Origin of the sequence: Haladaptatus sp. AB618, from assembly GCF_024136965.1 — an archaeon.
Lineage (GTDB): Archaea > Halobacteriota > Halobacteria > Halobacteriales > Haladaptataceae > Haladaptatus.
The window spans coordinates 1-303 of the sequence record NZ_JAMYJX010000037.1 but is presented as its reverse complement, the minus strand read 5'-3'; the positions used below and the strand labels follow the sequence as shown (position 1 = coordinate 303).

Annotated in this window: 1 protein-coding gene; it reads right to left on the bottom strand. The window is 59.7% G+C overall.

What is annotated here, in order from left to right; translation table 11 throughout:
- On the bottom strand, positions 1 to 303 hold a 303-nt coding region (locus NKF26_RS24570; RefSeq protein ID WP_253235036.1), incomplete at both ends, for an ATP-binding cassette domain-containing protein.

The following is a 303-nucleotide window of genomic DNA, read 5'->3' as shown; positions in this document are numbered from 1 at the left end:
TGAGCAGAATCAGGATCGATTGCTGCATCAGCAGGTCCAGCGCCGCCGTCGGTTCATCCATCACCAGAATATCGGGATCCAACACCAGCGACAGTGCGATCAGCGCGCGCTGTTGCATCCCACCGGACAGTTCGTGCGGGTACGATGACAGCACGCGGTCAGCATCGAGGTAGAGATCGGCGAGCAGTTCACGCGCGCGGTCCATTCCCTCGGCGCGGTCAGCGTCGTGAGCGTCCAACGTATCGTAGAAGTGGTCCTCGATTTTCATCGTCGGGTTGAACGAACTCATCGCCCCCTGGAACA